Source organism: Leclercia sp. S52 (genome assembly GCF_039727615.1).
Lineage (GTDB): Bacteria > Pseudomonadota > Gammaproteobacteria > Enterobacterales > Enterobacteriaceae > Enterobacter > Enterobacter adecarboxylatus_B.
Genome location: NZ_CP152474.1, coordinates 1376995 through 1388691 on the forward strand (window position 1 = coordinate 1376995; position 11697 = coordinate 1388691).

Sequence of the window (11697 nt, forward strand, 5' to 3'; positions counted from 1 at the left end):
ATTGTAAGTGTAGCGTTTTTAACATCTTACACAAAAAATAAAGGAGAGCCGTAGCTCTCCTTCATCAAACCGCATTACCGTGAATTACTGGGTAGTGCCGTCAGTTTTTTGTTCTTGTGGGGTTCGTTCGGTATCCACTTTGCCGGACTGATCCGGGCATTTACCGTCTTTACACATCGAGTTCTTGTGCTGATCGTCCTTGCTCATGCCGTCATTACCCATCTTGCTTGGGTCGTCATTACCCATGATGGAATTGGAGCCACCGGTAGTAGAGCTGTTACCGCTCCCGGTAGTCGTACCGTTAGTCGTGGCGTTAGTACCATCAGGATTAAGCATGGTCCCGCTACCACCGCTACTGGTGGTACCTGTGGTGCCAGAACCGGTATTAATCTGGCTGTTGCCGGTATTATTTGGCGCAATATTCTGACGCGCATCAGGCGCTACTGCACCCGCATCAGCGGCGGCATTGGCCTGGCCGTTATTGCTGTCAGAGCCGGCGGCGGAATCAGCGGCCAGCGCAGCACCGCTTGCCATGGTGAGGGAAGCGGTCAGGAAAAGGGTTGCGAGTTTAGTCATTTTCATCATGCTGCTCCTGTTCTGGTCGTTATGTTCTGGATAACTTCTTTCCACAGTGCATATGCGAAATCGATATACTGCTCAGTGGTTAAAGATGCCATGATCCAAACTTAGGTCAGTATGGAATCGCGATAAACGTAATAAATGCAGTGCATACAGTTAAAAAGTTTAGGGCGGTTCTTGTTTTTCGCTACTTTGTGGCGTTTTTTAAGCGAATTCCAGGATTTATCTGTGCGTAGTGTAAAAGTGAGTTTACACTTCCTGACTGACAAGATAGATTGAAGGCATTGCATTCATTTATAAAAGTATGGCAACGCTGGAAAGATCATGAATTATCAGAATGACGATTTACGTATTAAAGAGATCAACGAGTTATTACCTCCTGTAGCGCTCCTTGAGAAGTTTCCTGCCACCGAAAATGCCGCCAACACCGTTTCTCATGCCCGTAAAGCGATCCATAAGATCCTGAAAGGTAATGACGATCGTCTGCTGGTAGTAATCGGTCCGTGCTCCATTCACGATCCTGCGGCGGCAAAAGAGTACGCGGCGCGTCTGCTCACGCTGCGCGAGGCGCTGAAGGATGAGCTGGAAATCGTCATGCGCGTCTACTTTGAAAAACCGCGTACCACCGTGGGCTGGAAAGGGCTGATTAACGATCCGCATATGGACGGCAGCTTCCAGATCAACGACGGCCTGCGCATCGCCCGTAAGCTGCTGCTGGATATTAACGACAGCGGCCTGCCGGCGGCGGGTGAGTTCCTCGACATGATCACCCCGCAGTATCTCGCAGACCTGATGAGCTGGGGCGCCATTGGCGCACGTACTACCGAGTCTCAGGTTCACCGCGAGCTGGCGTCCGGTCTCTCCTGCCCGGTGGGCTTTAAAAACGGCACCGACGGCACCATCAAGGTGGCGATCGACGCCATCAATGCCGCCGGGGCGCCGCACTGCTTCCTCTCCGTGACCAAATGGGGTCACTCCGCGATCGTGAATACCAGCGGTAACGGCGACTGCCACATCATCCTGCGTGGCGGCAAAGAGCCTAACTACAGCGCGGCGCACGTGGCGGAAGTGAAGGCGGGCCTGGATAAAGCGGGTCTGGCAGCACAGGTGATGATCGACTTCAGCCATGCTAACTCCAGCAAGCAGTTCAAAAAGCAGATGGAGGTCGGTACCGATGTCTGCCAGCAGATTGCCGGCGGTGAAAAGGCCATTATCGGGGTGATGATTGAAAGCCACCTGGTGGAAGGCAATCAGAATCTGGAAGGCGGCGAGCCGCTGGTTTACGGTAAGAGCGTCACCGATGCCTGCATCGGCTGGGACGATACCGAAACGGTGCTGCGCCAGCTGGCGAACGCGGTGAAAGCCCGTCGCGGCTAAAAAAATGCCGGATAAGCATCCGGCATTCAGAACCTCAGGCCCGGTCGCGATGACCGGGCTTTTTTTATTACTTGGCTTTACCCTGGTTCGCAACGGCCGCAGCTTTAGCCGCGATTTCGTCAGCGTTACCCAGATAGTAGTGTTTGATTGGTTTGAAGTTTTCGTCGAACTCGTACACCAGCGGCACGCCGGTTGGGATGTTCAGCTCGAGGATCTCGTCTTCACCCATGTTGTCCAGGTATTTCACCAGCGCACGCAGGGAGTTACCGTGAGCCGCAATGATCACACGCTCGCCGCTTTTCAGGCGTGGCAGGATGGTTTCGTTCCAGTAAGGCACAACGCGGTCGATGGTCAGGGCCAGGCTTTCAGTCTGTGGCAGTTCTGCATCGGTCAGTTTCGCGTAACGCGGATCGTGGCCCGGGTAGCGCTCGTCATCTTTGGTCAGCTCTGGTGGTGTTACTGCGAAGCCGCGACGCCACTGTTTAACCTGCTCGTCACCGTATTTTTCTGCGGTTTCTGCTTTGTTCAGACCCTGCAGCGCACCGTAGTGACGCTCGTTCAGTTTCCAGGATTTCTCAACCGGCAGCCAGGCCTGATCCAGTTCGTCCAGCACGTTCCACAGGGTGTGGATGGCACGTTTCAGCACGGAGGTATAAGCAAAGTCGAAGCTGAAGCCTTCGTCTTTCAGCAGTTTGCCCGCTGCTTTCGCTTCGCCAACGCCTTTCTCGGACAGGTCAACATCATACCAACCGGTAAAGCGGTTTTCGTTGTTCCACTGGCTTTCGCCATGACGTACCAGAACCAGCTTAGTTACAGCCATATTTTACTCCTCCAGAACAAGCATTATTTGAATGATAACAATTCTCATTATATTGCCGCGGCTGAGCCACGGGCAACGCTTAACCCTAACCATAGCGAAAATAGTGTCGCAGTGTAAGATGCTTGTGAATGAGGGGTTGTGATTTTGTCCGTAACTGGCGCTATTTTCAGCAAGATGGGCAAAAAAAAGCCCTCCTTCAGGAGGGCCGGTTTTTATTGCGCAGTAAACTGATATTCCGTGACGCTGATGTACTCTTCACCCGGGCGCAGAATGCAGTCGGGCTGCGGCCATTCCGCATGGTTCGGGCTGTCGGGTAAGAACTCGCTTTCCAGCGCCAGGCCCTGCCAGGCCCGGTACTCACCGTCTTCCCGCGCCGGCGTGCCGTCGAGGAAGTTACCGGAGTAGAATTGCAGGGCAGGGGCGGTGGTGTAGACCGTCATCTGCAGCTTTTCATCGGCAGACCACAGGTGCGCCGCAGCCTGGCTCAGGTCACCCTGGGCATCGAGCAGGAACGCATGATCGTAACCTTTCACCTTGCGCTGGTCTTCATCCGCCAGGAAATTCCGGGCGATAGCTTTGGTGGTGCGGAAATCAAAGCTGGTGTCTGCCACGGCTTTTAACCCTTCATGCGGGATCCCCATCTCATCGACCGGCAGATACGTCTGCGCCAGCAGCTGTAGCTTATGATTGCGTACGTCGCTGCAGTCGCCGTCGAGGTTGAAGTAAGCGTGGTTGGTCAGGTTGACCGGGCAGGGCTTATCCACCGTGGCGCGGTAGGTAATGGCGATCCGGTTATCCTCCGTTAAGCGATAATGGACGCTCGTCGCGCAGTTGCCAGGGTAGCCCTGATCGCCATCCGGGGAGTCGAGGGCCAGCAGCGCTTCGCCATCGTTCTGCTGCACAATCCGCCAGCGACGCTTGTCGAAGCCGTCCGGGCCGCCGTGCAGTTGGTTTTCACCCTGGCTCGGCAGCAGCGCATAGCTTACGCCGTCCAGCTCAAAGCGGCTTTTTGCGATACGGTTGGCGTAACGGCCCACCGAGGCGCCAAGGAACGCGGTTTGTTCAATGTACTGCTCGGGCGACGCGCAGCCGAGCAGGGTCTCGCGCACGCTGCCGTCGCGCATCGGGACGCGGGCGGAAAGCAGCGTGGCGCCCCAGTCCATGAGCGTCACCACCATCCCCGCGCTGTTGCGCAGGGTTAACAGGCGGTACGGCAGGCCGTCAGGGGCAAGAACAGGGGTTTCGTTTAGCACTGGCCAGCTCCTTGTGAGGCGTTGCAAACATAGAAGGTCTCTTTGATACCGGTTTTGGCTTCATACTGCTGCTCAACGGCTTGCTGAACCACCGGGACTAACGCCTCCGGCACCAGCGCCACCACGCAGCCACCGAAACCACCGCCGGTCATACGCACGCCGCCCTGCTCGCCAATTGCCGCTTTGACAATCTCCACCAAAGTGTCGATCTGCGGCACGGTGATTTCGAAGTCATCGCGCATGGAAGCATGCGACTCGGCCATCAGCTCACCCATCCGACGCAGGTCGCCTTTCTCCAGCGCAGCCGCCGCTTCCACGGTACGGGCGTTTTCGGTCAGGACGTGACGAACGCGTTTCGCCACCACCGGATCCAGCTCGTGGGCCACTTTATTGAACTCAGCGAGTGAGACATCACGCAGCGCAGACTGCTGGAAGAAGCGCGCGCCGGTTTCACACTGCTGGCGGCGGGTGTTGTACTCGCTGCCGACCAGGGTGCGTTTGAAGTTACTGTTGATGATGATCACCGCCGCGCCTTTCGGCAGGCTGACCGCTTTGGTGCCCAGCGAGCGGCAGTCGATCAGTAATGCGTGGCCTTTTTTTGCCCAGCGCCGAGATCAGCTGATCCATGATGCCGCAGTTACAGCCGACGAACTGGTTTTCTGCTTCCTGGCCGTTAAGGGCGATCTGCGCGCCGTCCAGCGGCAGATGATACAGCTGCTGGAAGACGGTGCCGACCGCCACTTCCAGCGAGGCGGAGGAGCTTAAGCCTGCGCCCTGCGGCACGTTACCGCTGATCACCAGATCCGCGCCGCCGAAGTTTTTGTTACGCTTCTGCAGGTGTTTTACCACGCCGCGAACGTAGTTCGACCACTGCTGGCTGTCGTGCTCAACAACAGGGGCATCCAGCGAGAACTCGTCGATCTGGTTGTCGTAATCGGCTGCCAGCACGCGCACCTTGCGGTCGTCGCGTTTCGCGCAGCTGATCACCGTCTGGTAATCAATGGCACAGGGCAGGACGAAACCGTCGTTGTAGTCGGTGTGCTCGCCGATCAGGTTAACGCGGCCAGGGGCCTGAATCGCGTGAGTAGCAGGGTAGCCGAACTTTTCAGCAAACAGGGCGTGGGTTTTATCTTTCAGACTCATTTTATTCTCCGGATTCGCGAAAATGGACATCACTCACTGCACGCAGGCGTTCTGCGGCCTGTTCAGCCGTCAGGTCACGCTGGGTTTCCGCCAGCATCTCGTAGCCGACCATAAATTTACGTACGGTCGCGGAGCGCAGCAGCGGCGGATAAAAGTGGGCGTGCAGCTGCCAGTGTTGATTCTCTTCGCCATTGAAGGGCGCGCCGTGCCAGCCCATGGAGTACGGGAAAGAGCACTGGAACAGATTGTCATAACGGCTGGTCAGTTTTTTCAGCGCCAGGGCCAGATCGCTGCGCTGGGCTTCGCTCAGATCGGTGATCCGCAGAACGTGGGCTTTCGGCAGCAGCAGGGTTTCGAACGGCCACGCCGCCCAGTATGGCACCACGGCTAACCAGTGTTCGGTCTCCACCACGGTGCGGCTACCGTCTGCCAGCTCGCGCTGGACATAGTCCAGCAGCATCGGCGACTGCTGCTCAGCGAAATAGGTTTTTTGCAGGCGATCTTCCCGCTCCACTTCGTTAGGCATGAAGCTGTTGGCCCACACCTGGCCGTGGGGATGGGGGTTGGAGCAGCCCATCGCCGCGCCTTTGTTCTCGAAAACCTGCACCCAGGGGTAGCTCTGCCCCAGCTCGGCGGTCTGTTCCTGCCAGGTTCTCACTACCTCGGTCAGGGCGTCAACGCTCAGTTCCGGCAGGGTTTTGCTGTGATCCGGCGAGAAACAGATCACCCGGCTGGTGCCGCGTGCGCTTTCGCAGCGCAGGAGAGGATCGTCACTCTGCGGCGCGTCCGGCGTGTCGGTCATCAGGGCGGCAAAGTCGTTAGTGAAAACGAAGGTGCCTTTGTAATCGGGGTTGATATCCCCGGTCACGCGGGTATTCCCAGGACAGAGGAAACAGTCCGGATCGTGCTGTGGCAGCGTCTGTTTAGCTGGCGTCTCCTGGGCACCCTGCCAGGGGCGCTTGGCGCGATGCGGAGAGACCAGGATCCACTGCCCGGTTAACGGATTGAAGCGGCGATGTGGGTGATCGACGGGGTTAAATTGGGTCATGACAGATCCTTAGTCCGGATAGCCCTGCGGGTGGCGAGACTGCCAGCGCCAGGTATCCTGTGCCATTTCATCGAGCGTGCGCGAAACACGCCAGTTAAGCTCTTTTTCGGCCTTGGTGGCATCCGCCCAGTAGGCGGGCAGATCGCCGTCGCGACGCGGGGCAAAGTGATAGCTCACCGGCTTGCCGCAGGCGGCGCTGAAGGCGTTAACCACATCCAGCACGCTGCTGCCGACGCCTGCGCCGAGGTTGTAGATGTGGACGCCCGGTTTATCCGCCAGCTGCTGCATGGCCGCCACGTGACCGTCGGCGAGATCCATCACATGAATGTAGTCGCGTACGCCGGTGCCGTCCGGGGTCGGGTAGTCGTTGCCGAATACCGCCAGCGAATCACGACGGCCTACTGCGACCTGGGCAATGTACGGCATCAGGTTATTCGGAATACCCTGCGGATCTTCGCCCATATCCCCTGACGGATGCGCGCCCACCGGGTTGAAATAGCGCAGCAGAGCGATGCTCCAGTCCGGCTGGGCTTTTTGCAGGTCGGTGAGGATCTGCTCCACCATCAGCTTGCTTTTGCCGTACGGGCTTTGCGGCGTCCCGTTCGGGAAGCTTTCGGCATAAGGAATTTGCGGCTGGTCGCCATAGACGGTGGCGGAGGAGCTAAAGATAAAGTTTTTCACGCCCGCCGCGCGCATGGCGGAGACCAGACGCAGCGTACCGTTGACGTTGTTATCATAATACTCCAGCGGTTTTGACACCGACTCGCCCACGGCTTTCAGCCCGGCAAAGTGGATCACTGCGTCAATGGCGTGATCGTGGAGGATCTCTGTCATCAGCGCTTCGTTACGAATATCGCCTTCGACAAAAGCAGGCTGTTTACCGGCCAGGCGTTCCATGACCGGCAGCACGCTGCGCTTACTGTTGCACAGGTTATCCAGGATGATGACGTCGTGGCCGTTTTGCAGCAGTTGCACACAGGTATGACTTCCTATGTAACCGCTACCACCTGTTACCAGAACTCGCATATTTCGCTCCATTAGGCTTAGGGTATGAGATAATCCTAGCATAACAGAGCGCGGGAAAGTGTGACATGGGATAAAATAGTGGAATCGTTTACACTGCCTGAAGAACAGCAGCGTCCCGGCTAAAAAAGGATTGTAAATCAAAGCGCCCGGTAAAGGATGTTGCAGGTTATCTGAAAAAGACGGGGGCGTGGCCCCCGTCAGGATGTCAAACCCTTCCCGTCTGGTAACGGTAGCGCTCGCCGTCGGCGACGAACTCCAGTCGGTGGGTGATACAGGCGGGGGCATCTTCCGCGTGATGAGAGACAAACAGCAGCTGCGTTTCCCCTTCGCTAATCAGCACGTCAACAAAGCGGCGAATCAGCTGGCGGTTGAGCGGATCCAGCCCCTGTAAGGGCTCGTCGAGGATCAACAGGGTAGGGTGTTTCACCAGTGCACGTACGATCAGCGCCAGCCGCTGCTGGCCCCACGACAGGCTGCTGAACGGGGCATCCGCAACCCGGTTATCCATTCCGAGAATATCCAGCCACTGCTGCGCCAGCTTGTGCTGCTTGTCGGAAACCGCCTGATAAATCCCGATGGAGTCGAAATAACCCGACAGGATGACGTTGCGCACCGTGGTGCTGACGCGGTAGTCGAGGTGCAGGCTGCTGCTGACGTAACCGATATGCTTTTTGATATCCCAGATGGTTTCGCCGCTGCCGCGACGGCGGCCAAAGAGGGTGAGATCGTTGCTGTACCCCTGGGGGTGATCGCCGGTAATCAGGCTCAGCAGGGTTGATTTCCCGGCGCCGTTGGGGCCGACAATCTGCCAGTGCTCGCCGGGATTCACCGTCCAGCTCAGGTGATCGAGGATCGGACGATCGTCATACGATACCACGCCGTCATTGAGCACAATTCGCGGTTGATTCTGCGGCAGGCCATGGCGCGCAGAGGGCGCGTCCGGTTCGGGCAGGGTGACGCCGTTCAGCTTTTCACTGTGCGCCAGCTGGGCTATCAGGGCCTGGTTCAGCAGGTGCGCTTTTTCACCCACCGCCGTCAGGGTGCAATCGGCCAGTACCCCGGCGTTGTGCACAAAATCGGGGATCTCGTCAAAACGGTTCAGGACCAGCACCAGGGTATAACCCTGCTGATTGAGCGAGGCCAGCAGATCCGCCAGCTGCCCGCGCGATTTCACATCGAGGCCGTCGAAGGGCTCATCGAGGATCAGCAGTTCGGGTTCAGCCATCAGGGCGTGGCACAGCAGCGTTTTACGGGTTTCGCCGGTCGAGAGGTATTTAAAGCGCCGGTCCAGCAGGTGAGCGATGCCGAACTGTTCCGCCAGCTGGCGACAGCGGGCATCGTCTTTGATCTCATCCTGGATGATCTCAGCGGCCGTGCGACCGGTATCCTCTTCGCCGGGGCTGAGCAGGTCGGTGTTATTGCGTTGCCACTCGTCGCTGACCAGTTTTTGCAGTTGTTCGAAGGAGAGGCGGGTGAGGCGAGTAAAGGTGCTCTGGCGTTCACCCTTCAGCAGCGTCAGCTCCCCGGCCAGCGCCCGGGCGAGGGCAGACTTGCCGCTGCCGTTACTGCCAACGAACGCCCAGCTTTCACCGGCATTGAGCGTAAAATCCGCGAGCGTGAGCGTTCGGGTATCGCTAAGACGAAACGTGCCTTGCGAGATTTGCAATGATGACATGATTTATCCCATTTTTTGCAGCAATAAGCATCAGGGATACCCAGTGTCGGGGCGAATGTCAATGCGCTTAGCACAAGGTGGCGATAATCACCCGGTCAGCATTAAAATATGCCGTCGCCTCAGCACCTTCTTCTAAACCCTGACTTTGAGCCTCAGGCACGGTAGCGCACAGCGTCTGGCCGTCGGGCAGTGTCATCAGCACTTCACACTGCTCGTCGCCACGATCGATATGGTTGATGATCCCCTGCAGCTGGTTATCCGCCTGATTCGCCTTTTCCCTGTCCAGGGTGATACTGACCCAGGGGGGCTTTCAGCAGCACCAGCACCTCTTTGCCCTCATCCAGACCCAGCCGTTCGCCGCTCTGGGCGGTAATAGCGACTTTCAGGCGGGTGGTACCGTCGGCGAGCAAAACATCCACATGCTGCTGAACGCGATCGTCATCGCGGGCAGTAACGGTGCCAAACCACTGGTTGCGGGCGCTGGTCTGCAAAGAGAAACGCGAGATGGCGCCGAGCAGGCTGTCCAGCGGCAGGGCGTCGTCGTCGCTTAAGACATCGAAGGCTTTCTGTTGGATTTGTGCCAGCAGGTCATAGAGCTGGATCAGCCGTTGCCCGTAGCGCGTCAGGATGGCACCGCCGCCGCCTTTGCCGCCGGTAGCGCGATCGACCAGGGTCTGCTCGCTGAGGGTGTTCATCTCATTGATAGCATCCCAGGCGCTTTTGTAGCTAATGCCGGCGTTTTTTGCCCCCTGGCTGATGGAGCCGGTTTGCGCAATCTGTTTGAGCAGGGCGATGCGGCGTGGGTCGGCAAACAATTTTTGCTGGAGACGTAGGGTGAGGAGAATTTCGGCCTGCATAACAATGTCCTGGCAAAAGGGTTATTGTGACGTAATTCGTTTCGGGCGCAAACTGAACCGCACAAAAGGGGATGTATTTCTCGCTTTTCCGGTTAGAATAAAGCATTCACATTGTCTGGAGAAAGCCATGTTAGAGTTGCTGAAAAGTCTGGTGTTCGCCGTGATCATGGTGCCAGTGGTGATGGCTATCATTCTCGGTGCCATCTACGGCCTGGGTGAGGTGTTCAACATCTTTTCCAATATCGGCCACAGAAAAGAGCCGAAAAAACAGCATTAATTCCTTGTAAAAACGCCCGGTTCCGCCGGGCGTTTTGCTCTCAAGTTTCCCCCTCCCGCGCCGATATTATTTACGGCATCAATTTGATTTACTCACTAATCGGTACGATTTAGCGCTGGGAAAACCCTGTGGTTATCGTTATATTTCTTTTTATATAACGACACTCAAAGGAGTTAAAGATGGCACGTACATGGTTACGCCTTTTCGCAGGGGCAACGCTAACCCTCACCCTGACCGGACATGCCCTGGCGGATGAGGGTAAAATTACCGTCTTCGCGGCGGCCTCCCTGACGAATGCGATGCAGGATATTGCTGCGGAGTATAAAAAAGAGAAAAACGTCGAGGTGGTGTCGTCGTTTGCCTCTTCCTCGACGCTGGCGCGCCAGATTGAAGCGGGCGCACCCGCTGACCTGTTCATCTCTGCCGATCAGAAGTGGATGGATTACGCCGTCGAGAAAAAAGCGATGGATACCGCCAGCCGTGAAACCCTGCTGGGCAACAGCCTGGTGGTCGTGGCACCAAAAGAGAGCGCCCAGGGCGAGATCGCCATCAATAAAGAGACCAACTGGACCAGCCTGCTGAAAGAGGGGCGTCTGGCGGTGGGTGACCCGGAACACGTGCCGGCGGGCATTTATGCCAAAGAGGCGCTGCAAAAACTGGGGGCCTGGGAGACGCTGTCACCGAAGCTGGCGCCGGCGGAAGATGTGCGTGGCGCGCTGGCGCTGGTGGAGCGCAACGAAGCGCCGCTGGGGATCGTCTACGGCTCTGATGCCGTCGCCGGAAAAGGGGTGAAAGTGGTGGGGACCTTCCCGGAAGACTCACATAAGAAAGTGGAATATCCTGTTGCCATCGTCGATGGACATAAAAACGCCACCGTCAGCGCCTTTTACGATTATCTGAAGGGGCCGCAGGCGTCGGCAATCTTTAAACGTTACGGATTTACGACTCACGAATGATATTGACCGATCCTGAATGGCAGGCCGTGCTGCTGAGCCTGAAAGTCTCTACCCTCGCGGTAGCATTTAGTTTGCCCTTTGGGATCTTCTTCGCCTGGTTACTGGTTCGCTGTAAGTTTCCCGGCAAAGCGCTCCTCGACAGTGTGTTGCATCTGCCGCTGGTGCTGCCGCCGGTGGTGGTCGGTTATCTGCTGCTCATCGCCATGGGACGCCGCGGGTTTATCGGCGAGCGTCTGTACGAGTGGTTTGGCCTGAGCTTTGCTTTCAGCTGGCGCGGGGCGGTAATGGCGGCGGCGGTGATGTCGTTCCCGCTGATGGTGCGGGCGATCCGCCTGGCGCTGGAAGGGGTCGACATGAAGCTTGAACAGGCCGCCCGCACGCTGGGTGCCGGACGCTGGCGCGTCTTCCTGACCATCACGCTTCCCCTGACGCTGCCGGGCATTATTGTCGGCACCGTGCTGGCCTTTGCCCGCTCGCTGGGCGAGTTTGGCGCGACCATTACCTTTGTCTCCAATATACCCGGCGAAACACGCACCATCCCGTCGGCGATGTATACCCTGATTCAGACCCCCGGTGGCGAAGGGGCTGCCGCGCGTCTGTGCATTATCTCCATTGTGCTGGCGATGGTGTCGCTGCTGGTGTCGGAATGGCTGGCCCGTCTGAGCCGTGAACGGATGGGGAACTGA

Annotated in this window: 10 protein-coding genes and 2 pseudogenes; 4 read left to right on the forward strand and 8 right to left on the reverse strand. The window is 57.5% G+C overall.

Annotated elements, in window-relative coordinates:
- Window positions 1-84: 84 nt before the first annotated feature.
- Window positions 85-582, reverse strand: coding sequence for a protein YbgS (locus tag AAHB66_RS06520; RefSeq protein ID WP_347116433.1), 498 nt, complete (start codon window positions 580-582; stop codon window positions 85-87).
- Window positions 583-903: 321 nt separating this feature from the next.
- Between AAHB66_RS06520 and aroG the strand changes: the two genes are divergently transcribed.
- The gene (gene aroG / locus AAHB66_RS06525) at window positions 904-1956 is read left to right on the forward strand and encodes a 3-deoxy-7-phosphoheptulonate synthase AroG (protein ID WP_347115580.1); all 1053 of its coding nucleotides are present in this window, start codon (window positions 904-906) and stop codon (window positions 1954-1956) included.
- Between the two features lie 67 nt (window positions 1957-2023).
- On the opposite strand, the gene gpmA is transcribed toward aroG, so the two are convergent.
- The 7 genes and pseudogenes from gpmA to modE all read right to left on the reverse strand — a co-directional run bounded on the left by gpmA (window position 2024) and on the right by modE (window position 9778).
- On the reverse strand, window positions 2024-2776 hold the full coding sequence (gpmA, locus tag AAHB66_RS06530) for a 2,3-diphosphoglycerate-dependent phosphoglycerate mutase (RefSeq protein ID WP_032617105.1): 753 nt from the start codon (window positions 2774-2776) through the stop codon (window positions 2024-2026).
- 212 nt (window positions 2777-2988) lie between these two features.
- Entirely contained in the window at window positions 2989-4029 is a 1041-nt protein-coding gene (gene galM / locus AAHB66_RS06535) for a galactose-1-epimerase (protein WP_347115581.1), read from the reverse strand.
- Window positions 4023-5172, reverse strand: a pseudogene (gene galK, locus AAHB66_RS06540) (galactokinase). The gene galM and the pseudogene galK overlap by 7 nt, the downstream one beginning before the upstream one ends.
- Window position 5173: 1 nt before the next feature.
- The gene (galT, locus tag AAHB66_RS06545; RefSeq protein ID WP_347115582.1) at window positions 5174-6220 is read right to left on the reverse strand and encodes a galactose-1-phosphate uridylyltransferase; all 1047 of its coding nucleotides are present in this window, start codon (window positions 6218-6220) and stop codon (window positions 5174-5176) included.
- Between the two features lie 9 nt (window positions 6221-6229).
- On the reverse strand, window positions 6230-7246 hold the full coding sequence (galE, locus tag AAHB66_RS06550) for a UDP-glucose 4-epimerase GalE (protein WP_347115583.1): 1017 nt from the start codon (window positions 7244-7246) through the stop codon (window positions 6230-6232).
- Window positions 7247-7451: 205 nt separating this feature from the next.
- Window positions 7452-8921 (reverse strand): molybdate ABC transporter ATP-binding protein ModF, encoded by a 1470-nt coding sequence (modF, locus tag AAHB66_RS06555; RefSeq protein WP_347115584.1) that lies wholly within the window; start codon window positions 8919-8921, stop codon window positions 7452-7454.
- 67 nt (window positions 8922-8988) lie between these two features.
- Window positions 8989-9778, reverse strand: a pseudogene (gene modE, locus AAHB66_RS06560) (molybdenum-dependent transcriptional regulator).
- Between the two features lie 127 nt (window positions 9779-9905).
- Here modE and AAHB66_RS06565 point away from each other — a divergent pair.
- The 3 genes from AAHB66_RS06565 to modB all read left to right on the forward strand — a co-directional run bounded on the left by AAHB66_RS06565 (window position 9906) and on the right by modB (window position 11697).
- Entirely contained in the window at window positions 9906-10055 is a 150-nt protein-coding gene (locus AAHB66_RS06565) for an AcrZ family multidrug efflux pump-associated protein (protein WP_347115585.1), read from the forward strand.
- A gap of 179 nt (window positions 10056-10234) precedes the next feature.
- Window positions 10235-11011 (forward strand): molybdate ABC transporter substrate-binding protein, encoded by a 777-nt coding sequence (gene modA / locus AAHB66_RS06570; protein WP_347115587.1) that lies wholly within the window; start codon window positions 10235-10237, stop codon window positions 11009-11011.
- Window positions 11008-11697 carry a molybdate ABC transporter permease subunit gene (modB, locus tag AAHB66_RS06575; RefSeq protein ID WP_347115589.1) on the forward strand — a complete coding sequence of 230 codons (690 nt, stop codon included), beginning with the start codon at window positions 11008-11010 and terminating at the stop codon, window positions 11695-11697. Before modA ends, modB begins: the two co-directional genes overlap by 4 nt.

Coding starts and splice junctions, on each gene's coding strand:
- galE (WP_347115583.1), bottom strand. CDS start 7,246: ATGCGAGTTCTGGTAACAGGTGGTAGCGGTTACATAGGAAGTCATACC.
- modA (WP_347115587.1), top strand. CDS start 10,235: ATGGCACGTACATGGTTACGCCTTTTCGCAGGGGCAACGCTAACCCTC.
- gpmA (WP_032617105.1), bottom strand. CDS start 2,776: ATGGCTGTAACTAAGCTGGTTCTGGTACGTCATGGCGAAAGCCAGTGG.
- modF (WP_347115584.1), bottom strand. CDS start 8,921: ATGTCATCATTGCAAATCTCGCAAGGCACGTTTCGTCTTAGCGATACC.
- AAHB66_RS06520 (WP_347116433.1), bottom strand. CDS start 582: ATGAAAATGACTAAACTCGCAACCCTTTTCCTGACCGCTTCCCTCACC.
- AAHB66_RS06565 (WP_347115585.1), top strand. CDS start 9,906: ATGTTAGAGTTGCTGAAAAGTCTGGTGTTCGCCGTGATCATGGTGCCA.
- modB (WP_347115589.1), top strand. CDS start 11,008: ATGATATTGACCGATCCTGAATGGCAGGCCGTGCTGCTGAGCCTGAAA.
- aroG (WP_347115580.1), top strand. CDS start 904: ATGAATTATCAGAATGACGATTTACGTATTAAAGAGATCAACGAGTTA.
- galT (WP_347115582.1), bottom strand. CDS start 6,220: ATGACCCAATTTAACCCCGTCGATCACCCACATCGCCGCTTCAATCCG.